Below are 22,721 nucleotides of genomic sequence, written 5' to 3'. Positions count from 1 at the left end.
TTTCAGCTGTACCCGTATTTCTCTTTGAGAGCCTGTTCCACCACAGGCGGCACCAACCCGTTAATGTCGCCTCCGTACTGGGCCACTTCTTTCACAATGCGCGAACTTAAGAAAGAGTATTGGTTATTGGTCATCATGAACAGCGTTTCCACCTTGCCGTCCAGTTTGCGCATCATGGACGCAAATTGGAGCTCATACTCAAAATCGGAAATCGCCCGCAGCCCCCGAATAATCGCATCAGCCTGCCGATTATGTACATAATGGACCAACAGACCTTCAAATACGTCCACTTCCACATTGTCCAAGTCAGCCGTCACGTCCTGAATCAACTGCTTTCGTTCCTCAATCGTAAACAACGGTTTTTTTTGAGAGTTGTGAAGCACCGCCACCACCAACCGGTCGAATACGCGAGCTCCCCGATGAATGATATCCAAATGACCGTTGGTGATTGGATCAAAGCTGCCGGGATAAACAGCCAATTTCATTCTCCTTCACCTCCATCAACAGGATCACCCATTTGGTACAAATCAACCGCAATATCGCCAAATTCCAAAGAGCGAACCCGGGTTAGCTTTCCGTAACAGGGATTCAAAGGGGTGTCAGAGGCCCGTTCTGCAACCACTGTTCCGAGTGGTTCCAACAGCCCGTCCTGCGCAATCTGCTGCAGCACTTCGGTTAGGATCGGCTCCCGGTAGGGGGGATCCAGGAAAATATATCGGAAGCGAGCCTCCCGTTTCGTCAGGGCACGAAGGGCTGCACGGGCATCACGACGGTATACTTCTGCCTGGCCCTCAAAACCGGTGATGCGCAAGTTCTCACGAACCACCCGCAGGCTGGCTCCACTCTGGTCGACAAAGACCGCATGATCAGCCCCCCGGCTCAACGCTTCCAAGCCCAGGGAGCCGGAGCCGGCGAACAGATCCAGCACCCACCCCCCCTCCAGATAGGGCCCGATCACCTGGAACACCGATTCTTTCACCCGGTCCGTCGTAGGCCGAACATGAAACCCGGAAACGGTTTTTAACCGCTTTCCTTTTCCTTTTCCCGCTATGATCCGCATGTTGATCCCCTCTGCATTTCCTCGTCAATTGAACGTTTTTATCCTACCACAAAGCCCAGATGCATGGAAATGAATGCGATTCAAAAAAAATGAATCCATTCTGTATAAATTTCTCGATTCCGGTAATGATAGGAGGGACGGCGTCGGGAGATGCTGTCAAACCGCGGAGAAGACTTACGTTTCCCCATAAGCTCTTCCTCCGGTTTCTCCTCTCCCATTCAGTGTTCGCGATCGCGAACACCATTGACCCGCAAACATGCGGGTTCTTTTTTTTTGTTTAAAAAATTGATCCCAAGGGTATAAGCCCTTAGGATCCTTTTATTCCCATCTATCGTTTTCTGTGACGATTCCGGGATCGTACGCCACGGGTCCGCCGGCCTTTAACACGGGCACGGGGACTATCCAGCCCTTCCATCTCATCGTAAAGAGAGGGAAGGTCTTCCCAGTCTCTCCCAGACTCCCGGCGCTCCGTTTTCTTTGACTCTTGGCGCGAAGCAGGGAAATCCGTCCGTTGCTTGGGCTTTTCGTGACGAGGACTGCTCGGTTCCCAAGGGGCCTCGCCCCGACGGGATTCATCTGAACCCGGTGGCGGCATTTCCCATGGCAACGGCTCATCCAACCAAGCATCGGGATTCATGTGCGGCCCCCAACCCTTCTCGTCTTGCTGAGTGTCCTTAAAAGGCTGACCTCGGGAATCCCTCGGCCCCGATTCGCCTTGAGCACCTGGCGGAAGGGACCTCATTTCATCCCATCCCAGGAATCCAAAGCTGTCCGGAAACCCTTCAGAGGGGACCTGTGCCGGTTGCCCCTCCCTTCTTTTCCCATCGCTGTCGGCAGGCTGCTGTGAGAATGGGTCAGGATTATTCTGCAGCCACTCCCACCGGTTGAAATTCTCTCCCCTCGAGCTTTGCCGGTTATTCGAGCGGTTTTTCATTGGAGTGGTTCCTCCCTTCAAAAGGGGTTCAACTGCCTGGGTCGCAGTACACTACACCATATGCCCCGGCTGTATCGCCCGTCCGCGACATTTGCCCAGGGGAAAGCACCCAATTTCCCTAAGAGACCATCCGTTTCAGCATCAGCGCTTCGGTGGGAGTAATCACCCGTTGCGCCGCCAAGTGCTCCAACATGCGGGTGGTCAGCTCTTTCCATCGAGGATGCTGTTTCAGCTTTTCCACTTCATGTGGGGAAAGCAGCCGTTCCGCCCGATTCTCCAGAAATCGGATCAAACCCCAGCTTCCTCGGATCTGACGCACTTTTTTCGCCTCAGCAATCGTCTGTTTGATCAGCGTCGCCGTAATGGCTTGCCGTCCCAGGGTTTGGTTGACGGTTTGTGCGATTTCCCGATATAGGGCTTGATTGCCCATGGCCGATCACCTCCCTGTTGTGGGCTTCCCCCTATATCTATGCAGACACCTCCAACAAGGAACGTCTAAATCTCTCCGGCAACACAAGCGAACGATTGAACAAAGGACAGAGTTCTTCAAAAGGCGACAGAAAATTTTATTGCATTATTGTTTTCTATGTATTTACAACATTGTTCTTATTTGGTACATTAGAATTAGGCCAACTACCCGCTTTTCGGGATATGGTTTGAATGGACACAGTGACCCACCCACCAGGCAAGTGTAAGACATCTCCTCCTCTTTGCGAACGGACAAGGATTGCGGTTGGCTCAGGAACGGCTCATCTGTCCAAGCATGAAAGAAAGGGGGATACGAACGTGGAGAGATGGATCTTGGTGTTCTCTGCGGTCGTAAGATTGGTGGAAACCTTGATGCAGCTGTCCCAGCGATATGGACAGCGTCACAAGAGAAAAAACCGAAAAAAAAATCCCTACTTTTAGGCAGCAGGGTCCACAGATGATCGAAACCCGGGGGAGTGGGGTCCCCTGGGTTTTTCAATTCACATCCCATTATATGTAGGGGGCTTTGAATTAAATCTTGTCCAGCGCAAAAAATCAATCCATCATCGATGCTTCTTTTTCAAAGGCTTGAATCCAACAGCGGAGTGGCGCATACTCCTCTTCCACCCACAAGTCATCCGATTCCACTAACCGGACGGCGTCTGCACGGGCCACTTCCAACACCTTCCCATCTTCCACCAAATCCGCCACCTTAAACTCCGGCACCCCGCTCTGTTTAAATCCAAAGAAATCACCGGGACCCCTCAGTGCCAAATCTCGCTGGGCGATTTCAAAGCCGTCGGTGGTTTCCGTCATCACGCGCATCCGTTCAATCCCGGTCTCCGAGGATGGATTGGCCACCAAAATACAGGTGGACGCCTCTTGGCCGCGTCCCACCCGTCCCCGCAATTGATGCAGCTGGGCCAATCCGAATCGGTCTGCATCATAAACGACCATCACGGTGGCGTTGGGAACGTTCACCCCCACTTCCACCACTGTCGTGGAAACCAACACTTGCACATCATTAGCGGCGAAACGCTTCATCACTTCCTCTTTTTCCGCCGCCGCCATCTTTCCATGTAACAATCCCACCCGGATGGGGGCCAATTCTTGAGCAGCCTCCTCAAAGACGGATTGAGCGTTTTGCAGATCTACTTTTTCCGACTCCTCGATCAGAGGGCAGATGATATACGCTTGCCGGCCCTCCCCGCATTGTTTCCGGATAAACTGAATGACACGGGGCCATACATCCCGCTTCACCCAATAGGTTTCCACCGGGAGCCGACCGGCAGGCAACTCGTCGATGGTGGAGACATCCATCTCTCCGTAGGCGGTAATCGCCAGGGTACGGGGAATCGGAGTAGCGGTCATATAAAGGACATCCGGATTTTCCCCTTTTTCCCGCAGTAAACTCCGTTGCTTGACACCAAAACGGTGCTGTTCATCGGTAATGACCAATCCCAAATTGCGGTAAGCCACCGCTTCCTGAATTAAGGCGTGGGTACCCACCACCACATCGGCCAATCCCATCTGGAGCTGCCCCATGACATCCCGCCGTTCCTTCGCCGTCATGCCTCCCGACAAGCCGACGACGGTCATCTCCCAGGGTTCCAACCATTCCTTCAGGGATTTCAGATGTTGTTCCGCCAAAATTTCCGTCGGCACCATCATCGCACCCTGATAGCCGCTCAAATAATTGGCATACAAGGCGATCGCGGCAACCACCGTTTTGCCCGAACCGACATCTCCCTGTAACAGGCGGGTCATCCGCTCCGGATGCCGCATGTCTGTCAGAATCTCGTTCACCACCCTGCGCTGGGCCTCTGTCAGAGGAAAGGGAATATGATTCACAAAGGCTTTCAACCGCTCCGGGTCGATGGAATGGGCAATTCCCGCTGCCTCTTTTTTCTCCTGGCGGCGACGCCACAAAAGTTTCAATTCGTAGAGAAATAATTCTTCATAAACCATCCGGCGCCGAGCCTGCCGCCCCTCCTCCCGGCCCTTGGGGAAATGGAGGAGTACCATCGCCCGGGCCCGCCCCATTAATTGATAACGTTCCAATAACGCCTGCGGCAGGATTTCCCTGATTTTCCCGCCAAATTGTCGAAACGCCTGGGCGATGGTTTTCCTGAGCCATGAAACCGTAACAGAAGCATTGACAGAGTAAACCGGCTCCAATCGTCCCACTTGTTTTTGTTGTTCTTCGGGGGTTAGAAACGCCCGATCCACGGTCAACCACAACCGGTGGGCATCCCATTTGCCGTGAACGGTTACTGTTTGGCCGGGCACCAGTTTATTTTTAAGGAAGTGTTGGTTAAACCAGACGAGGGAAATCGTCACCCCTTGCACCTGCATCCGGCAGGTGAGGCGCGACTTTTTCTTTCCGTACCAGCGAATGCTGGGAGAGCCGAACAAGGTTCCCTGTAGCGTAATTTTTTCCTCGTGGACGGCTTCACCCAAATCAGCGACGCGAAAATCTTCATACCGATACGGGAAATAGGCCAATAAGTCAGCAACGGTTCGAATCCCCAATGACGTCAAGTCTTCCGCCCGCTTTGTACCCACTCCCGACACTTCGGTTACCGGTGTGACATCCAAATTCATCCGTTTTGGGGCTTCCCGAATATTTTGCGCTCCAACGCGCGCCCGGTCGGGGTCGCCGCCAACCCTCCCAAAGCCGTTTCCTTCAAGCTGCTCGGCATATCCTGGCCGATGCGGTACATGGCGGTGATCACTTCATCGGTGGGGATGACGCTCTTTACACCAGCCATGGCCATATCCGCCGCCACCATGGCGATTGCGCCCCCCATCGCATTCCGCTTCACACAAGGCGCTTCCACCAGACCGGCCACGGGATCACAGACCAAGCCCAGCATGTTTTTTAAGGCGATCGCCACGGCTTCCGCCGACATGGCAGGGGTCCCCCCCGCCATCTCCACCATCGCCGCCGCAGTCATGGCTGTCGCAGATCCCACTTCCGCCTGACAGCCGCCGGCCGCCCCCGAGATAAAAGCATTGTTGGCAATACAGTATCCGATCGCCCCACTGACAAACAAGGCCCGCACCATCGTTTCCCGGTCGGAACCCAACCGTTCCGCCGCACTAAACACGCATCCCGGCAGGATCCCGCATGCACCCGCTGTGGGAGTGGCGACCACCGTCCCCATCGCTGCATTGGTTTCCGACACCGCCGTTGCACGGGAGACCGCGTCCAGGACGGCTTTTCCGGATAATAACACCGGTGCCTTTTCCATATGACGGCGGATTTTTTCCGCATCGCCCCCGGACAAACCGCTCTGGGAGTGGACCCCTTCCAAGCCCTTTTGAACCGCCTTTTCCATTACATTCAGATTCTCTTCCATCTGGCCGAACACTTCTTCACGGGATCTTCCGAATGTCTCCATCTCCTTCAGAATCATCACTTCCGAGATGGACAACCCTTCGGTTTCGGCCAGCTCCACCAATTCCGCAACCGTACGAAAATCCATATTCACGGCTCCTTTATCCCTCGCTTCCGATATGAAAGCGCCTTCTTTTGTCCACAATGGGAATACACGATTATTGTAACACATCCCCTGCTCGGCCTTCCTCCTCGGCACAGAAAAACCGCCGGAAGGCGGGGTACCCCGTCTTCCGGCGGTTTTTCTGTTTTACATCACCGTCACTCCGGTGATGTCCGGCAACTGTTCGATCGCTTCCTGAACGTTTTCTTCCACCGCTTGGTCGGTCTCGATGATCATCAAGGCCTCCGACCCTTTTTCCTTGCGGGATACCTGCATATAGCCCACATTGATCCGATGGTCGGCCAGTACCGTCGCCACCTTCGCAATCGCCCCGTATCGATCGTGATGGGTGACCAGCAAGGCGGGGGCATTGCCGGAAAGTTTCAGTTCGAAGCCGTTCAACTCCACGATCTCCATCTTTCCGCCTCCGATGGACACTCCCGTCACTTCCAGCGAGCCCTGGTCGTCTTCCAGAAAGAGACGAGCCGTGTTGGGGTGTTCCGTCCGTTCCTCCGACTCGATGAACACCACTTCCACCCCTTTCTTCTCCGCCAGTTCCAGGGAGTGGACCATTCGTTCGTCATGGGTGTCAAAATCAAGCAGGCCGCCGACGAGGGCGATATCCGTCCCATGCCCGCGATAGGTTTTGGCAAACGATCCGTACAAGATGATGCGCACCCGTTTCGGCTCTCGTCCAAAAAGCGACCGCGCCGCCCGTCCGATCCGCGCCGCGCCGGCGGTATGCGAACTGGAGGGACCAATCATGACCGGACCGATAATATCAAAAACCGAACGATACTTCATGTATCCTCCCTCCTTTTCTCATCCGCCACCCCCGGCATCAGTCGCGGTTGGGGACGAGGATGGTCGCGATGGTTCCCGGCCCCACATGAGTACCGATCACTGCACCGATCTCGGCCATCACCACATCGCTTAGCTGGAACGTTTCTTTCATCTGCTCCGCCCAGCGTTCCCCTTCTTCCCGATTGTCGGTGTATACGATGGCGCCTAAACGCGCTCCTTTGGGAGAGCTTTCCTTCAACATCTCAAAAATACGGGCAGTCGCTTTATTTTTACCGCGTACTTTGTCCACGGGATAAACCTCTCCTTCCTCACTGATGGAAAGGATCGGTTTGATGTTGAGGAGTGAGCCCACCATGGCGGAAGCTTTCCCAATCCGGCCGCCTTTTTGCAGGTAATCCAGGGAGTCCACCAGAAAATAGACCTGGATGTTCTCACGGATCTCCTGCGCGATGGCGACGCATTCATCCAGCGATTTCCCTTCTTTGGCCGCTTTGGCTACTTCCACCACGATGATTCCAATGGCGTAGGAAGCTTCTCTGGAATCGATCACCGTCACCTTAAACTCATCTTCCACCATCGACTGGGCCAACAGTGCGGATTGGTAGGTTCCACTGACGGCGGAAGAGAGATGGATGGAGAGAATATCCGTTTCGCCGTCCTTAGCCGCTTCCCGGTACGCTTCCACAAAGTCGATCGGCGAGGGCTGTGATGTGGTCGCCAGTTCCTTGGCTTCCTTCAGCTTCTTATAAAACTCCTGGGGTCCAATATCCACCCCATCCAAATAAGATGTACCCTCCAGATGAACCTTCAGAGGAACGACCGAGATGTTCAATTCTTCCACCAAATGGCGCGGAATGTCCGCCGTGCTGTCCGTAATCACCTGTACTTTAGCCATAGGGCACCCCCAGAATATCCGTTATTCGACAGAGAATAGGAAAAAGTAGAGCGGTTGTCCTCCATCGTGCACTTCACATTCCACCTCGGGATGGCGTTGTTTCAGGAAATCGGTCAACGCTTTTACCTGGGAATCGGTAACGTCTTTTCCATAGAGGATGGTTACCACGTCCGCCCCGTCGGATAACATCTGGGCGAGCAGATGTTGAGAAGTCTCGATCAGGTTGTCGCCCACCGTTTGGATCTTACCCTCCTGGATTCCCAGGAAGTCCCCTTCTTTAATGGTGCCGCCCTCATACTTGGAATCTCGTACCGCGTAGGTCACTTCCCCGGAACGGACTCCATGAACGCTTTCCATCATCCGTTCCCGATTTTCCTCCGCTTCGGACTCCTCATTAAAGGCCAGTAACGCAGCCAACCCTTGCGGAATGGTACGAGTGGGCAATACCGTTACCGGCACTTCCACCAGGTCGGCTACCTGTTCCGCCGTCAGAATGATGTTTTTATTATTGGGCAGGATGAATACATGGTTGGCGTGAATCCGTTTTACCGCCTGCACCAACTCCTCCGTACTGGGGTTCATCGTTTGCCCGCCTTGGATGACTTCATCCACCGCCAAGCTGCTGAAGATGTCGGCAATTCCGTCACCAGCGGCTACGGCCACGATCCCGAAGGGCTTGATCGAACGGGATGCTTCCGGTGCGACTGCTGCCGGTGCAGCATGCGCCCTCCCTCCTTGTTCCAGGATGGTGGTATGCTGTTCCCGCATGTTTTCAATTTTAATGCCGGTCAGATCCCCGAATCGCTGGGCAAATGTAAGGGTTTCCCCGGGATGTTCCGCATGAATGTGCACTTTGACCAAATCATCATCTGCCACCACCAGCAGGGAGTCTCCAAATCGGCCCATATCGGCACGGAATTGTTCCTCGTCGAAGGGGTTTTTCCGAACCTTTTCCCCGGTCAGCTTCACCATGAATTCCGTGCAGTAGCCGTGTTCAATCTCCGATGTATCAAAGTGGGCTTGGGCATTTTGCTCATGAGCGATCCTGCCCAGGGTCTCCAAATCCGGTGTGCGGGTGGCATCGATCACACTATAGGAAATTTCTTCTCCCGTCAGGGCAGCATAAAAACCCTCATAAATTAGTAAAAGACCTTGCCCTCCGGCATCCACCACGTTGGCCTGGGCCAACACTGGCAACAACGTTGGTGTCTTGTTCAACGAAACGCGGGCCTCTTCCAGGACCGCTTCCATAACCACCGCTACATCATCGGTCTGACGGGCGCGGGATACTCCTTTGTCTGCCGCTTCCCGAGCCACCGTCAATACGGTTCCCTCCACCGGCTTAATCACCGCTTTGTAAGCGGTTTCAACCCCCCGCTTCAACCCGTCGACAAACTGCCGGGGAGTCAGACTCTCTTCATGGGCCACCCCTTTGCCGAATCCGCGGAACAGCTGGGACAAAATGACCCCCGAGTTTCCCCGCGCCCCCATCAGCAGCCCCTTGGAAAAAGCCTCAGCCAATTGGCCCACATGGGCAGAACCCGCAGCCGCTTTCTTTTCCAGTTCTTTTACGCCCGAGGTCAGGGTCAGGTTCATGTTGGTTCCCGTATCACCATCCGGAACCGGGAAGACGTTGAGGGCGTTGACCGAGTCCACATTGCCGTTTAGCCGTTCGGCACCCGCCCGGATCATTTGTGTAAATAAGATTGCGTCAATCTGTTGTGCCAACAGTGTGGTCCCCCTTAGTCTTCGTTCAACAGCCGAACCCCTTGGACAAAAATATTGACTCGCGTCACTTTTAACCCAATCATCTGATTCAAGGTGTACTTCACTTTGGACTGCACATTGTGAGCCACTTCGGAAATTTTGGTTCCGTAACTGACAATGATGTGCATGTCGATTTCCATCTGATCGTCCACCGTACGGACCTCAATGCCTCTGCTCCAGTTTTCGCGCCCCAAGAGCTCGGCGATTCCATCCTTCAGTTGCTTGCGGGATGCCATCCCCACCAGTCCGTAGCAGTCCAGGGCTGCCACACCGGCAACAGTAGCGATCACTTCGTCGGATACTTCGATTTCACCGTAATTCGTGGATACATCCAAAGTCATCATGATTCCTCCTTGAAGAGGTTCCTCGCTTGGGCATCAACGCCCGCTAAGACATGTCTGATATAACGGTTAGATGGGAGACCTCGGGTGGATGCGGCTGTCTTCGGTCGTTGCTAAGAGTGTAAATAGCAAACCAAAGGCATACCAACCCTCCCGCGTTCTCGTGAAAATGACGATCCAGACAGGCCATAGGCTGAACGTTACGCCTTATGTAGGTGCCGCTTCACTCTTATTCCTAGTATAGGGATGGTTCAGCCATCCGGCAAGAGTCAGGGAGCGATGCCCTCGTCATGCGGGTTTAGCGGACCGGTACGGCCCAGCGGTTGGCCGCGCTTCCCCATTCGCCCCTATCTTCCCCAGATGAACGGTGACACAACCATCATACCGAAGGGTTCCTTTTCTTGCAAGGAGATGGGAGGTATGCTAAAATGGTTGAGTATTTTGTCGCCAGGATCCCGGCCTTTTGCCGGGATTAACGGGGAAAGCAGCAACCCGGATCCTTCCCTTACCGGAAGCCGGGTTTCACTTTTGTTCTCCCGAGACACAGCGGAGGAGGTGGGGAACATGGCACGTCGTTGCTACATCACCGGCAAAGAGGGCCACGCAGGCAACAAGGTGAGCCACTCCAACCGGAAAAACCGCCGCAAATGGGGCGCCAACGTCCAAAAGGTGCGCATCCTGGTGGACGGCAAGCCCAAACGCGTCTACGTCAGCACGAAAGCCCTGAAATCGGGCAAAGTAACCCGCGTCTGAAGCGACGGGTTGGTAAAACGAAAAAAGCGTCCGCATCGGCGGGCGCTTTTTTTGCATGCAAATGCGACAACCGCCCGGTCCCCCAGGCGATCAGTATAGGGATGATGGATCAGTCCGTTTCCGTCCCACTCCTTGTTCCATCGGCTCCCTCGCGGTGGTCATTTCTTATGGAAGACACCCAGCAAGGCTTTAACCATCCCTCCTAGGAACTTTGGGAGCTTGATGGTGTAAAATTTCACCCCGATCCCTCCTTCACCCTGTCGGTATAAAGCGCGCTTCACCCGGTCACTTATTTATATTCTATAGGAGGTGAAGCGTGCCTAGAACTGCAACCCCAAGCAGAATCAAGGCCGGTCCCTGCTTTCGATTACCAGCAGCTTTCCGGAACGGACTCGGATGCGCCCCTCCTCCGCTGCCAGCTCGTTGCTGACACCGAGGGGAACCTCCCGAATAAGTACCGCCTCTTCCAAGGGATAACGGAATCCTTCCAGAGTGACGCCTTCGGCGCGGTCCGTAAGGGCCAGCAGGGAAACATAAGGGAACGGAGAAGCCTTCACCGTCATCACACCGCCGGTGTGGAGACGGATCCGGTTGTGGGCGTTTTGGAGGATGCCGGCCACCCCGGCCGCATCCATCCATTCCAGCAGGAACAGATTGGCCAGGGCATGGTCGAATCGGGACCCACCCAGTCCCCCCAAGAGAAGGATCTCCCGGGGGTGAAGCTTTAGTGCACGGTCGACGGCCTCATGAGTGTCGGTGACATCCTTGGCAGCGGGAAGGGGGTGTACGTGGACTCCCCTTTCTTCCAGTTTCCGCTGCTCCGCCGGACCCGCCGTATCGAAATCGCCGACGGCCACGTGCGGAACCCGTCCCGCCTCCAACAGACGGACGGCCCCGCCGTCAACCCCGATCAGAAAGTCACCGGGCTGAAGCAGGGCCAGATCCTCCTCGGAAAATCCTCCTCCCGCCACAATCACCACCCGGGCGGTCATTGGGGGCGGGTCACCAGCTGCGGCGCCTTGGTGACGAGCACCACCATCACCAGGATGGAGAGAAGGATATCCGGAACGATATAGGACGCATTGTAGGCGAGGGAATAGAGAACCGGGGAAAACCCTTCGGGCGCGTACTGACCGAACCAAATCACCCCGGAGGTGAAATGGGCAGCCAAGCGCAACGCTCCCGCGAAAGTGACGGCCATGGCAATCAGACCCAATTGGTCTTTCAGCGGCGCTTCCTTCAGCTTCACCACCCCGGCCATTCCCAGGGCGGCAAACGCCAAGGGATAATCCAGCACTACCTGAGCCGGATGGACGATATACGGAGCGATCATCAGGTCCAACAAGCCGACTATCAAACCGGCGAGCACTCCTGCCCCCCATCCGCGCCGAAAGGCCAGGATGACGATGGGTACCATCACGAGACTGATGGACCCGCCCTGGGGCCACAGCTTGATCGCGATCACATTATTAAGGATAAGGGCGATTCCGGCGATCATGGCGATTTCCAATAAGACAATCAGTGGACGTTGCGACACAACCGTCCCCCCTTTATGAGATGGTGGTTATATAAGTAAGGATTCCCTATTCCGACAAAACCCAAGCAAGAACCGTACTTTCTTGATCGGAGGAGTTTGAATGAATATTTATCATTACCTACAAGAGATGCAACAGGACTTATGGACTGAAGATTGGACACAGATGGATCGCAAATACCATAGTCTCTGTACACGAATGGCAACCGAAAACGAAGCAAAACGGATTCAAACCATCGATCTGAATGCTTATCAGGATGAATTGAAAAAAGGACTCGTACACTCTTTAGAGATTGCCGATCAGTACTCTGGGAAAGCCGTTTATTTTGAATATGATTTAGACAACGACTGGAACGGCCATCTCTTTGTGTGCAGGAATTATCACCCAATGAAAGTACAAGATGATGATTGGGCTTGTGATTGGTCGTATCAAATTGAAGGCCCTACCCTAACGGCTTTTGCGGCCATTTACGCCGAAAGTGGTTTTGACAGAACCGAAAAAGCAATCGGTATTACGTTATATTTAGTTGCCAAAACCGTTATTGCCTTCTCTCGTCATTGCAGAAAAATAAATAGTACGATTCCTCTCTGCATTGGTTTCCATGATCAAGATCCCATCATGCGGACAAGCAGAGAGGAATTGTAATCCACTAATTTATCCCCGCTTCACCGTTCCTGCCTCGGCATCAGCCCGAATCGCATCAAGGGCCTGTTTGCGGTCGGCTTGGCCGAAGACGGCGGAACCGGCGACAAAGACGGTGGCCCCGGCGGCGGCGGCTTCCCGGGCAGTGCCCGGTTGGATGCCGCCGTCCACTTCAATTTCTACACGGGTAAAGCCACGCTCCCGCAGCAAGCGGGTCGTCTCCCGAATCTTGCGTGTGACAGACGGAATGAAGACTTGCCCCCCGAATCCGGGATTTACCGTCATCAAAAGGATAAGATCCACTTCTTGCAGGACCGGCTCAATGGCACTGACTGAGGTTCCCGGGTTGAGGGCCACCCCCGCTTTGGCACCGCTCTCCCGGATCTGAGCCAGTGTACGGTGCAAATGGGGACACACTTCCTGATGGACGGTGATCCAATCCGCCCCTGCCCGGACGAAATCGTTGATATAGCGCTCCGGGTGTTCGATCATCAAGTGTACATCCAAGGGTAAGGACGTATGGGGGCGAATCGCCTCCACCACAAGCGGGCCGATGGTCAGGTTGGGGACAAAATGGCCGTCCATCACATCCACATGGATCCAATCCGCCCCTCCCTGTTCCACATCCCGTATCTCTTCGCCCAAGCGGGCGAAATCCGCCGACAAGATGGACGGTGCCAGTTTGGTCATGGGTTAGTACCTCCGCTGTTCCCGTATTTCATCCAAAAATTGCAGGTAGTTCCGGTAACGCCCCTCGTCGATCTCCCCCCGCTTCACCGCTTCCTGCACGGCACAGCGGGGTTCGTTGTGATGAAGGCAGCCGCGAAACTTGCATTGGGGCGACCGCAGAGCCATTTCCGGGAAGCACTCCCCCAGGGCCGTCTCCTCCATCTGCTGGAATGAAAGTTGGCTGAAGCCGGGCGTGTCGGCCACTTGGCCTCCCCCAGGCAGAGCCAGGATCTCCACTTGCCGGGTAGTGTGGCGTCCCCGGCCCAATTTGCGGCTCACTTCCCCTGTCGCCAGCTCCACTTCGGGCAGGATCGTATTTAACAGAGACGATTTTCCCACCCCCGACTGGCCCGCAAATACGGACAGACGGCCGGCCAGTTCCGCTGCCAGCTCCTCCACCCCTTCCCCCGTATGGGCGCTGGTGACGAGCACCGGATACCCCGCGGGATCGTAAACGGTACGAATGGCGTCCACCTCACCGGAATCATCCACCAGGTCCCCTTTGGTGAGGCAGATGATGATGCGCAAGCCTTCCCGCTCGGCATGTACCAAAAAGCGGTCCAACAGCTCCCGCTGCACACCTGGCTCCCGCAGGGAGGCCACCACCACCGCCTGTTCCACATTGGCAATGGGAGGCCGCATTAGCTCCGATGTCCGGGGAGCGATCGCCGTCACCACTCCCTGTCCGGGATCCGTCGGCTCGTACGTCACCATATCCCCCACCAATGGGGACTGTTTCCGTTTTTTAAACACCCCGCGTGCCCGGCACTGCACATCCCCCTCCGCCGAGCGTATATAATAAAATCCGCTGACCGCCCGTACAATCTGCCCTTCCGGCATAGCGTCCTCCTCTCTGGGCCAAGCCCACAAAATGGTGGCGCGTTTTGTTTTTCTCCAAACGTAAAGGGAACGAGGTATGTGCGCCTCGTTCTCATTATGGTACAAATGATGGGGTGAGATCAAATGAAATAGATGTGATAGCCACCTATCGATTGGGGATCGTTTCCTTTTGGCCAGGTTGGGAAATCCAAACTTCAACCTTGCCTCCCCTTTTTACTCTTTCCCCTGGTGCTGGGTCGGATCCAACGATAATTCCTTGTTGTACTCCCGGTACATGATAAAACTTATACTCCACCTTGTAATCAAGTTTGCTTTCATTATTCTGGAGTCGAGATTGCCACTGCCCATTATAATCCTCCACCACCACAGTCCCATCCGCCGAGTTGACATACAGCGTGACTGTATCCCTGGCTTTTACTTCTTCCCCGTTTGCGGGCTCGGTCTTATGTACCTGCCCGTCCTCGTAGTCGGAATTATACTCCTCGTCCGACACTTTCACCTCGATTCCCATATCCTTCAGCAAATTCTCCACTTGCTTCGGATCCGAACCGGCATAGTCATCCAGGATCATCGTATCGGAGCCGGTACTGACAAAAAGGGTCACGGTGGACCCTTTCTCTGCTGCCTTGCCAGCTCCAGGTTCCGTCTTGACCACGGTGCCTTTGTCCGAACTATGGGGCATATCCTGTGTATTGGTTTTTAGACCCGCCTTTTCCAACGCCGCTACCGCTTCCGCCTGAGACATGTTCGACACATTGGGAACCGTCCCGCCTCCATCTGCCGTAAAGAGTCCGATAACGGTGTCGAAGGTGAAGATGGCCAGGGAGAGGATGACGATGATGGTAAACAAGCCGAAGAGGATCTTCTGCCACCACGGCATGTTGGCCTGGGCATTTTCCAGCCAGACGACGGTTCGTTCCAGCATCGTCTTGTCCTTGTCGGCGGGAACCCGTCGCAGCCGCTCCAAGTTGGCCAGGGTCTGTTCTCCCACTTTGTGGCGCCCATCCTTGTCACGGTTGTCGTCTCCGGCAGAGGCACGGACCGCGCCGGCACCCACGGCGGGCATCGGTTTGGTCGGTTCGTCGTCTTCCTCGCGGCCATTCCGCCACTGGGGTTCGTTTAACCGGTCATAGTGGAAAATGGCGTCCACTGCTTGTTTCATTTCCCGGGCGGAGGTGAAGCGCCGATCCGGGTCCTTATCCATGGCCCGCATGATGATATCACGAATGTGCTGTGGGACATCCGCATTCAGGGTAGAGGGGTCCGGCACCGGGTCCTGCAGATGCTTCATGGCAATGCTGATGGCGGAATCTCCATCAAAGGGAAGTTCCCCGGTGACCATCTCGTACATAACCACCCCGAGGGAGTAGATATCCGACTTGGCTCCGATTACGCCTCCGCGGGCTTGCTCCGGCGAGAAGTAATGAACGGAGCCCATCACCGAACCCGCCTGGGTGATCGTGGACGAACTGGTCGCCCGGGCGATCCCGAAGTCGGTCACCTTGGCCCGGCCGTTATAACCGAGCAGGATGTTGTGAGGTTTGATGTCCCGGTGAACAATCTCGTTTTCATGAGCGTGGGATAAGGCATCGCAGATTTGAGACGCAATGGAGACGATCTCTTCGGAAGTGAGGGGACTATACTGCTGGATGTATTCTTTCAGGGTGGGTCCCTCGATATATTCCATGACAATATAATGAGTATGTCGTTCCTGTCCCACATCGTAAACGCTGACCACATTGGGGTGGGACAGACTGGCGGCCGCTTGGGCTTCGCGACTGAACCGGCGAACAAATTCGGAATCATTGGAAAGCGATTCATTCAGCACCTTGATGGCAACAAAGCGGTTCAACAGCACGTCCCGTGCTTTGTACACCACCGCCATGCCGCCACCGCCGACCCGGCTGATTACTTCATAGCGGCCGCCTAACTTTCTCCCTTCCATTGACATCTCACCTCTCTCTTCTTCTCTATTTATTTTGGGATTGGCTATGCTTTATCAAGACGATGGAAATATTGTCCGTTCCTCCGGCATCCAGGGCACATTGCAGCAAGCGGTCCGCCTGTTCTTTCAGGGAGAGGGGGGTAGTCAGAATCGTTCCGATCTCATCCACCTCCACCAAGTCAGATAAACCATCCGAACAGATCAAGAGAATGTCCTCCCGGTACCATGGGGTGACAATCATATCGGGTTCCACATTTTCATTGGTGCCGAGTGAACGCACAATCACGTTGCGCTGGGGATGCACCTTGGCTTCTTCTTCGGTGATCTCACCGTGTTGACGCAACACATTGACCAGGGAATGGTCCTCCGTCAGTTGGTATAATCCGTCCTCGTGCAAGAGATACGCTCGGCTGTCGCCGATGTGGGCCAGGACAATCTCCTGCCGTCCCAGTACAGCGGTAATCAACGTCGTGCCCATTCCCTTGAGTTTCTTGTTGCCGGAAGCCATCTTAAACACTTCGGCATTGGCCGCCATCGCGGCGTCGGATGTCCGCCGGCGTCGTTCTTTTGTATCCATATCGGGAGCGAGCGAGGAGAGCTCTTCCTGGATGACACGCACGGCCGTCTGGCTGGCCACATCCCCTGCTTGATGGCCGCCCATGCCGTCCGCCAACACAGCCACAGTGACTCCATGGTCCGATTGAAAAAGGCCGACGCTGTCTTCGTTATCCTCTCTCACACGCCCCCTGTGGGTAAGCCATGCCTTTTCCATTCCGGTGTCCCCTTTCCCTTTTCACCTTCGGTGGAGACAGCCTCCCCCGATCCATTAACTTGGATGTTTACGATGATTGTCTTTCCGTGTTCATATGTTTGGCCCGGAGCTGGCCGCAGGCAGCGTCGATGTCGCTGCCGTGTTCCCGGCGAACCGTGGCCTTCACCTGATAGGATTCCAGGATGCGTTGGAACCGAAAGATCTGGTTCCGGGGCGTCCGGGTGTAGTTTCTCTCGGGCACGTAATTGACCGGGATCAGGTTGACCAGCGAACCGCTGCCGGTTAACAATTGACCCAATTCGTGGGCGTGCTCCGGTTGGTCGTTCTTCCCTCCGATCAAGGCGTACTCATACGTGAGACGCCGCCCCGTCTTCTCTTCATAACCATGACAAGCTTCCAACAGTTCCTCCAGGGGGTAGCGTCGGCTGACAGGCATCAGCCTTTTGCGCAGCTCCTGGTTGGGGGCGTGCAGGGAAATAGCCAGCCCCACCTGCAGCCCTTCATCAGCGAAACGATGGATCGAAGGTACAATCCCGCTGGTGGAGACCGTGATATGCCGCTGACCGATTTTCAAACCCAGAGGATCATTGATGATACGGATAAAGCGTACTGTCGCATCATAGTTTTCAAACGGTTCGCCGATCCCCATGATCACGACGGAGCGGACCCGTTCCCCTGCCTGATCCAGGTATCGCTGGGCCTCCACCACCTGGGCCACGATTTCCCCTGCGGTTAAATTCCGTTTTAATCCGCCCAGGGTGGAAGCACAAAAGGTACAACCGATCCGGCAACCGACCTGGGTGGTAACGCAAACGCTGTTGCCGTATTGGTGGCGCATGATCACCGTCTCAATCGCATGTCCGTCATGGAGCTGGAACAGAAACTTCACGGTTCCGTCCGCCGACTGCTGCGAGGTGATCGTTTCCAGCGCATGCAGGTTGAAGGAGTCGGCCAACCGTTCCCGCAGCCCGTGGGACAGGTTGGACCATTCGTCGAAACGGGGCACCCGCTTGCGGTAAAGCCAATCCATCACTTGGTCGGCCCGGAAGGCAGGCTCCCCCTGTTCCTCCATCCATTCTTTCCATTCGGTATGGATTCGGTCGTACACGAAAGGTTTCATGATCAAGAACTCCCAAGTATAAAGTCAAATCATTCCTCAAAACTTTCCTTATTATATCAGTCCCGCGGTTTCATGAAAAGATCCACACAGGGAAAATGACGGACGATTAAAGTCGATATCTCCCCATTTTCATCCGTCCGTTTTCATTGTACTGGGAAGATGGGCGAGGGAAAACAAATTTTTTGTTAAAGAAAGCGGGCATTTTTTATCCTGGGCTTCTTTTTCATTCTGGACTATAATACAACTAACCATATCCATCTACTTGGATCAAGAGAGGTGCTAACATGACGAACGGAATTCCTTTGCCCCTCGTCCGAGTGAACCAATGGTTCCAAGTCGGTTCCGTCCTGCTCGCCCTGGGGCTGAACCAGGTATGGATCCTGGCGATCCCTCTCCTGGTTGGAATCGCAAGCTTGGTGTTTAGAAAAAACCCTCTATTCCTTCTGGCCCGCCCGTTGTTGAAAAAGCCGGCTGCCGATTATCCGCTGGAAGATCCCGCCCAGCAACGCTTCAACCAGGGGATCGCCGTCAGCTGCCTCACACTGAGTCTGGCCGGCTTCAGCCTGGGCTGGCCGGTGCTTGGTTACACCTTCGCCGTTCTGGTGGCGGTCGCCGCATTGATCGCCATCCTGGGTTTTTGTGTCGGCTGCTTTATCCGGATGCAGATCCTCCGCTGGAAACACAACCGAAACCAAACGACTTAAAATTTAACCCATCCACCCACGATAAAAGGGGACCGTAAACGGTCCCCTTTTATCGGGCCTCAGTGCCAAAACGACGGATTGTTACCTTATAGTTTACATCCACCTCCACATCGGGAAACTCCTTTTCCCAATCCATCGCTCTCCATCGACCGGGATGACGGGCCCGAATGATATCGCCGAAATTGAAGATGTCTGAACCCACCGCCTGTGCCCTCCGAATGGTGTGCCGGGCCCTCCGTTCATACACCCGCTCCACCGATTTCTCCAGCACCGCCAGATTATCATCAGAACTGAGGTCTATTTGACAGGTCCGTTCCGTTATATCGCCCCTCATATCGATTTGTACCCGTATTCGAAGCTTTTCGCCGTCTTCTAGAATTTTCACCCGGCGTTTCAACTCTTTGGGAGCAAACACGATTTCCCCCGGGACCTTGATGCAGCTGGCGTCGGTCGGTTCGCCCATGTCACCGTATCCGATATGGATCACCGCCCGACTCACCTTCCGGTCAAATTTTCCCACCATCCGGTCTCCCCGAAACACCGCCACACCCGACCACAATATATCGTCTTTGACCACTGTGATATAATTGACCACCGGTTCTTTCGCCGGGTTAGAGAGATCTTCAAACAAATCATTTAATCCCTCCCTTACAAACAACCCGTCCCGAATGCCATTTTCCAACATACTAAGGATAAACTCCATCGGAACCTGTTCCAATTTGGTGTTCACTCCGAGCGTATCCTTTGCCTTGCCTTTCACCACCACCGGCCATTGACGCCGCCGAATTTCCGGATTTCGCCGAAGCGAGTCCAACATCTGCCCAATCCCTTTTTTCGCCATTTCCTCTCCGATGAGAATTAAGCGGTTGTTCCCGAAGAATACGTCTTGGTTGCTTTTCGCTTGGATTTCATCCAACGCATCTGAAACCGTACTGCCCTCGCCGGACAAGATCTCCACTGCTTCCTGTCCCCCATCGCCGCCGCCTTCCCCACCTCCGACGATCTTCATCGGAATGGGAATTTGGACGGTTACTTCATACCCTTCCGGGTGGGTATCAATGGCGGTCGCCACCACCGCAGTGCGATCCTCGATCTCCCGCGCATCCCAGCACCCGGGCAATAAGGTGATGATCATCGCCACTACCAGCCCTTTATGAAAGCGCATCAGCCTGCCCCCTTTCGCTCTCCTTTCCACGAAACACGGACAGCAGAAACAGGAAAAGTAAAATGATCACAATGACCACCGGTTCATACCACCCGGACCAATCTCCCCATCGAAAAACTACCGGCAGGTTGGGCGGCAGGTAAGCGGTCATAAAAATAAACGGGAAAAGAAACCAAGAAACATAGGGACGCCTTTTTTCTTTCATTTGAAACCAGTTCATAATCGCATCCACCAGCGCGCCGTACAGATTGATCAGCGTGGTGAAAACCGCCACCATCCAGATGGCCAAAAACGCCGATTCCAATCGTTCCAGGATCATCCCCGGAACCGCCGTCACCGTGATCAGGTCCAGTGTCGGCCACATCAGGTTTCGGATTTCGTACATTCCGAACACCGCCACCGATGCAGCCACCGTTAACCAGTAAAAAAACACCACGACCCCCACCCCGGATAAATGAGCGGACATCGCCCGATGAGGATACCGGTAGTAACCCATAAACGCCAACAATACACTGATGCCGGAGTATGCCAAAAAAGAGCCGAGCACACCGTGGAAAACCTGCGGCCAATTCACTTCAAACAACGGGAGGAAGTTGTTCCACTTCCCCTCTTGTATCCACCCGACGACAAACAGGGGCATGGGCAGATACAACAGCGGCATCAGCAATTCACTAAACCGGGCCACCAAATCCAACCGATGGGAGGCCACGACGGCAGCCACCCCCAGGATCACCGGCATCAGCACCTCCAGCGGTGTCCAGGGCAGCACCGCGCTGATCAACACTTCACCGAATGTCCGGGTGACATAGGAAGTGGCGGAAAACCAAAACGTTGCCACCAGCAACACAAACGGCGCCGCCATCAGGGTGGTAAACCATCGACTTCTCTCGTTCCCGGCCAACTCCCGGATCGCTCCCACCAGATGTCCTTCTGAAAACCGCTGCATCACCATGGTAAGGAGAGCCACTTCCCCGAGCACAATTAACCCGCCGATCAGGATGGTCCAGACCGCATCCGGGCCTACATCCTCCACCACCCCCCTCTGAAATGACAGGATGCCCACTCCCACCACCGTGGTCACCACCAAGCAATGGCTCTGATAGGGAGTGATTGTTCTTCTGCCCTCATGGCGTACATCCTGTTTGGCTTCACTCATCGGATTTTTCCCTCCACCTCACGCCGTTGGTCTTTGGGACGGTACAATGTCGGCCTTTTTTTCATAAAGGGCCAAGGGATGCGAATCAAGGTGTCTTTCAGGTCGGACAAGTGTAACGGAGAAAACGGAGCCAGATAGGGAAGGCCGAAGGAACGGATTTTGATCAAATGGAGCAACAACAGCATCAGCGATAGCATAATCCCGTACAATCCCATGATGGACGATGCAATCATCAGGGGGAACCGGAGCAGGCGAATGGAGATAGCGGCGCTGTAGCTGGGGTTGGCGTAGGAACTGATGGTGGTCAAACCCACCACGATCACCATCAGCGGCGATACCAATCCCGCCGTCACCGCCGCATCGCCGATCACGAGGGCACCCACGATCCCGATGGTGGGACCGATGGGACCCGGCAGCCGGATACTGGCCTCCCGTAAAATTTCCACAGCGGTCTCCATCACCAAGGCTTCGACAATGGAGGGAAACGGAACGGTCGCCCTTCCTGCGGCCATGGCAATCGCCAACTTCGTCGGAATCATCTCCGGATGGAAAGAGATAAACGCAATGTAGAGTGCCGGCAACAACAGCGCAATAATAAAACTCAACAAGCGCAACAAACGTAAAAAAGACCCGATCAGATACCCTTCGTAATAATCCTCGGGACTGTAATAAAACTGTGAAAACACAGCCGGGGCAATCAGGACGTGGGGAGTGCCGTCCACCAGAATGGCCACTTTCCCCTCCAACAGATGGGAAACCACGGTGTCCGGACGTTCCGTGTTTTGGAGGGTAGGAAAGGGGGACCAGGTGGCATCGCGGATCATTTCTTCGATATATCCGCTTTCCAGTATGCCGTCCAACTGAATCTCCTCGATCCTTTTCTTCACCTCATCGACGATCCCCGGATCGGTTACCCCCTCCACATAAGCGATGGCGAGATTGGTGTGGGTACGTTCTCCCACATTCATATCCTTGAGACGGAAGTTCGGATCTTTTAAACGGCGCCGGATCATGGCTGTGTTTACCCGCAGCGTTTCGGTGAATCCCTCCCGGGAACCGCGGACCACCGCTTCCGCCCGCGGTTCGTCCACTCCGCGCTGAGCCCAGCCTTTTGCGCTGATCACCATCCCTTCCGCGTAACCGTCCACGAACAGAATGGCGTCCCCGTTAAGCAAACCGACTAGTATGCCTTTCATGTCCGATTCCTTGGATATCTCGCCGATTTGGACCAGACTTTCTTCTACTATTTTCCATAAATCGGTCTTGGTGTCGATTCGTTCCCCCTGCAGCATAAGAGGGCGTAAGAGTTGTTCCTCGATCTTCCGGGTGTCGCACATCCCGTCCAGGTAGATCACGGCGGCTTTCCGATCAGGGGCATATTGAATCGTAAATAAGCGGGTGACCACATCACTGCTGTCTCCCATTATTTCAGCCATCCAGTGAGTGTTTTTCTCCAACTCCACGAAGACAGGGGTATCGTTCGCCTTTTTCTCCACTTGCTCCCGGGAGTGCTGTTCCAGTACTTCCCGCTTTTTCCGTTGTCGTCGTTTTCGCATTCCGCATCACCACATGCTTAATCTTTCCAGCG

The 22,721-nt window shown here is 54.7% G+C and carries 25 protein-coding genes; 4 read left to right on the top strand and 21 right to left on the bottom strand.

Going from position 1 to position 22,721, the window contains the following annotated elements:
• Positions 1 to 2 precede the first annotated feature (2 nt).
• From coaD to JOE21_RS15700, 4 genes are all read right to left on the bottom strand, one after another.
• Complete coding sequence (gene coaD / locus JOE21_RS15715) at positions 3 to 485, bottom strand: pantetheine-phosphate adenylyltransferase (RefSeq protein ID WP_309868214.1); 483 nt, start codon at positions 483 to 485, stop codon at positions 3 to 5.
• Positions 482 to 1,060: a 16S rRNA (guanine(966)-N(2))-methyltransferase RsmD gene (gene rsmD / locus JOE21_RS15710; protein WP_309868213.1), complete on the bottom strand. Its 579-nt coding sequence runs from the start codon at positions 1,058 to 1,060 to the stop codon at positions 482 to 484. Before rsmD ends, coaD begins: the two co-directional genes overlap by 4 nt.
• Before the next feature lie 328 nt (positions 1,061 to 1,388).
• On the bottom strand, positions 1,389 to 1,697 hold the full coding sequence (locus tag JOE21_RS15705) for a hypothetical protein (RefSeq protein ID WP_309868212.1): 309 nt from the start codon (positions 1,695 to 1,697) through the stop codon (positions 1,389 to 1,391).
• 415 nt (positions 1,698 to 2,112) lie between these two features.
• On the bottom strand, positions 2,113 to 2,424 hold the full coding sequence (locus JOE21_RS15700; protein WP_309868211.1) for a hypothetical protein: 312 nt from the start codon (positions 2,422 to 2,424) through the stop codon (positions 2,113 to 2,115).
• A gap of 356 nt (positions 2,425 to 2,780) precedes the next feature.
• Here JOE21_RS15700 and JOE21_RS15695 point away from each other — a divergent pair, with 356 nt between their 5' ends.
• Positions 2,781 to 2,903 carry a hypothetical protein gene (locus JOE21_RS15695; RefSeq protein ID WP_309868210.1) on the top strand — a complete coding sequence of 41 codons (123 nt, stop codon included), beginning with the start codon at positions 2,781 to 2,783 and terminating at the stop codon, positions 2,901 to 2,903.
• A gap of 114 nt (positions 2,904 to 3,017) precedes the next feature.
• On the opposite strand, the gene recG is transcribed toward JOE21_RS15695, so the two are convergent.
• The 6 genes from recG to JOE21_RS15665 all read right to left on the bottom strand — a co-directional run bounded on the left by recG (position 3,018) and on the right by JOE21_RS15665 (position 9,772).
• Complete coding sequence (recG, locus tag JOE21_RS15690) at positions 3,018 to 5,066, bottom strand: ATP-dependent DNA helicase RecG (RefSeq protein WP_309868209.1); 2,049 nt, start codon at positions 5,064 to 5,066, stop codon at positions 3,018 to 3,020.
• Positions 5,063 to 5,950, bottom strand: a complete 888-nt coding sequence (gene sdaAA / locus JOE21_RS15685; RefSeq protein WP_309868208.1) for an L-serine ammonia-lyase, iron-sulfur-dependent, subunit alpha — start codon at positions 5,948 to 5,950, stop codon at positions 5,063 to 5,065. The genes recG and sdaAA overlap by 4 nt, the downstream gene beginning before the upstream one ends.
• Positions 5,951 to 6,112: 162 nt before the next feature.
• Entirely contained in the window at positions 6,113 to 6,769 is a 657-nt protein-coding gene (sdaAB, locus tag JOE21_RS15680) for an L-serine ammonia-lyase, iron-sulfur-dependent subunit beta (RefSeq protein WP_309868206.1), read from the bottom strand.
• A 37-nt stretch (positions 6,770 to 6,806) separates the two neighbouring features.
• Positions 6,807 to 7,664 (bottom strand): fatty acid kinase binding subunit FakB, encoded by an 858-nt coding sequence (fakB, locus tag JOE21_RS15675; RefSeq protein WP_309868204.1) that lies wholly within the window; start codon positions 7,662 to 7,664, stop codon positions 6,807 to 6,809.
• 21 nt (positions 7,665 to 7,685) lie between these two features.
• A complete protein-coding gene (gene fakA / locus JOE21_RS15670; protein WP_374709400.1) occupies positions 7,686 to 9,356 on the bottom strand; it encodes a fatty acid kinase ATP-binding subunit FakA in 1,671 nt (556 codons plus the stop codon).
• A 50-nt stretch (positions 9,357 to 9,406) separates the two neighbouring features.
• Positions 9,407 to 9,772 (bottom strand): Asp23/Gls24 family envelope stress response protein, encoded by a 366-nt coding sequence (locus JOE21_RS15665; RefSeq protein ID WP_309868200.1) that lies wholly within the window; start codon positions 9,770 to 9,772, stop codon positions 9,407 to 9,409.
• 564 nt (positions 9,773 to 10,336) lie between these two features.
• Between JOE21_RS15665 and rpmB the strand changes: the two genes are divergently transcribed.
• Entirely contained in the window at positions 10,337 to 10,525 is a 189-nt protein-coding gene (gene rpmB, locus JOE21_RS15660; RefSeq protein ID WP_309868291.1) for a 50S ribosomal protein L28, read from the top strand.
• Between the two features lie 158 nt (positions 10,526 to 10,683).
• On the opposite strand, the gene spoVM is transcribed toward rpmB, so the two are convergent.
• The 3 genes from spoVM to thiT form a co-directional block, all read right to left on the bottom strand.
• On the bottom strand, positions 10,684 to 10,764 hold the full coding sequence (gene spoVM, locus JOE21_RS15655) for a stage V sporulation protein SpoVM (protein ID WP_309868290.1): 81 nt from the start codon (positions 10,762 to 10,764) through the stop codon (positions 10,684 to 10,686).
• A gap of 105 nt (positions 10,765 to 10,869) precedes the next feature.
• Entirely contained in the window at positions 10,870 to 11,517 is a 648-nt protein-coding gene (locus JOE21_RS15650) for a thiamine diphosphokinase (RefSeq protein ID WP_309868198.1), read from the bottom strand.
• Entirely contained in the window at positions 11,514 to 12,062 is a 549-nt protein-coding gene (gene thiT, locus JOE21_RS15645) for an energy-coupled thiamine transporter ThiT (protein WP_309868196.1), read from the bottom strand. Before thiT ends, JOE21_RS15650 begins: the two co-directional genes overlap by 4 nt.
• Before the next feature lie 100 nt (positions 12,063 to 12,162).
• Between thiT and JOE21_RS15640 the strand changes: the two genes are divergently transcribed.
• The gene (locus tag JOE21_RS15640) at positions 12,163 to 12,705 is read left to right on the top strand and encodes a hypothetical protein (protein WP_309868195.1); all 543 of its coding nucleotides are present in this window, start codon (positions 12,163 to 12,165) and stop codon (positions 12,703 to 12,705) included.
• A 9-nt stretch (positions 12,706 to 12,714) separates the two neighbouring features.
• On the opposite strand, the gene rpe is transcribed toward JOE21_RS15640, so the two are convergent.
• The 5 genes from rpe to rlmN form a co-directional block, all read right to left on the bottom strand.
• A complete protein-coding gene (gene rpe, locus JOE21_RS15635) occupies positions 12,715 to 13,392 on the bottom strand; it encodes a ribulose-phosphate 3-epimerase (RefSeq protein ID WP_309868194.1) in 678 nt (225 codons plus the stop codon).
• 3 nt (positions 13,393 to 13,395) lie between these two features.
• The gene (rsgA, locus tag JOE21_RS15630; protein WP_309868193.1) at positions 13,396 to 14,271 is read right to left on the bottom strand and encodes a ribosome small subunit-dependent GTPase A; all 876 of its coding nucleotides are present in this window, start codon (positions 14,269 to 14,271) and stop codon (positions 13,396 to 13,398) included.
• A gap of 145 nt (positions 14,272 to 14,416) precedes the next feature.
• A complete protein-coding gene (gene pknB / locus JOE21_RS15625; protein WP_309868192.1) occupies positions 14,417 to 16,216 on the bottom strand; it encodes a Stk1 family PASTA domain-containing Ser/Thr kinase in 1,800 nt (599 codons plus the stop codon).
• A gap of 25 nt (positions 16,217 to 16,241) precedes the next feature.
• On the bottom strand, positions 16,242 to 16,988 hold the full coding sequence (locus JOE21_RS15620; protein WP_309868191.1) for a Stp1/IreP family PP2C-type Ser/Thr phosphatase: 747 nt from the start codon (positions 16,986 to 16,988) through the stop codon (positions 16,242 to 16,244).
• 67 nt (positions 16,989 to 17,055) lie between these two features.
• Complete coding sequence (gene rlmN, locus JOE21_RS15615; protein ID WP_309868189.1) at positions 17,056 to 18,108, bottom strand: dual-specificity RNA methyltransferase RlmN; 1,053 nt, start codon at positions 18,106 to 18,108, stop codon at positions 17,056 to 17,058.
• A gap of 284 nt (positions 18,109 to 18,392) precedes the next feature.
• Between rlmN and JOE21_RS15610 the strand changes: the two genes are divergently transcribed.
• Complete coding sequence (locus JOE21_RS15610; RefSeq protein WP_309868187.1) at positions 18,393 to 18,812, top strand: DUF4395 domain-containing protein; 420 nt, start codon at positions 18,393 to 18,395, stop codon at positions 18,810 to 18,812.
• A gap of 49 nt (positions 18,813 to 18,861) precedes the next feature.
• Here the strand turns inward: JOE21_RS15610 and JOE21_RS15605 are convergent, their stop codons facing one another.
• Genes JOE21_RS15605 through JOE21_RS15595 form a run of 3 tightly spaced genes read right to left on the bottom strand, consistent with a single transcriptional unit; the run spans position 18,862 to position 22,689 of the window.
• Positions 18,862 to 19,977, bottom strand: a complete 1,116-nt coding sequence (locus JOE21_RS15605; protein WP_309868185.1) for a Ger(x)C family spore germination protein — start codon at positions 19,975 to 19,977, stop codon at positions 18,862 to 18,864.
• Positions 19,964 to 21,133, bottom strand: coding sequence for a GerAB/ArcD/ProY family transporter (locus JOE21_RS15600; RefSeq protein ID WP_309868184.1), 1,170 nt, complete (start codon positions 21,131 to 21,133; stop codon positions 19,964 to 19,966). Before JOE21_RS15600 ends, JOE21_RS15605 begins: the two co-directional genes overlap by 14 nt.
• The gene (locus JOE21_RS15595) at positions 21,130 to 22,689 is read right to left on the bottom strand and encodes a spore germination protein (RefSeq protein ID WP_309868183.1); all 1,560 of its coding nucleotides are present in this window, start codon (positions 22,687 to 22,689) and stop codon (positions 21,130 to 21,132) included. The genes JOE21_RS15600 and JOE21_RS15595 overlap by 4 nt, the downstream gene beginning before the upstream one ends.
• Between the last annotated feature and the right edge of the window lie 32 nt (positions 22,690 to 22,721).

This window comes from Desmospora profundinema (assembly GCF_031454155.1).
GTDB lineage: Bacteria > Bacillota > Bacilli > Thermoactinomycetales > DSM-45169 > Desmospora > Desmospora profundinema.
Note: the sequence above shows the minus strand (reverse complement) of the source record. Positions and strands in the feature narration are given on the sequence as shown.